Genomic DNA, 224 nt, shown 5'->3' on the forward strand with positions numbered 1-224 from the left:
AAAGTCTCATAGCTCAGCTGGTTAGAGCGCTACACTGATAATGTAGAGGTCGGCAGTTCGAGTCTGCCTGAGACTACAAAAACAATGTTCAGGGATCAATGATCAATTACCAAAGTATTATTGTTAATTGTTTACTGATAATTGAATTACGTTCATTACATATTGAAAGGAAATTTTAGAAGTTGGGAATTACTTCGTTGTTCGAAAATCTGAATTCTAAATTC

Annotated in this window: 1 tRNA gene; it reads left to right on the top strand. The window is 34.4% G+C overall.

What is annotated here, in order from left to right:
- Window positions 1-2 precede the first annotated feature (2 nt).
- A tRNA-Ile gene (locus ACY2RS_RS16075) sits at window positions 3-76 on the top strand.
- Window positions 77-224: the final 148 nt, after the last annotated feature.

It is taken from the genome of Patiriisocius sp. 208BN25-11, from assembly GCF_058147145.1.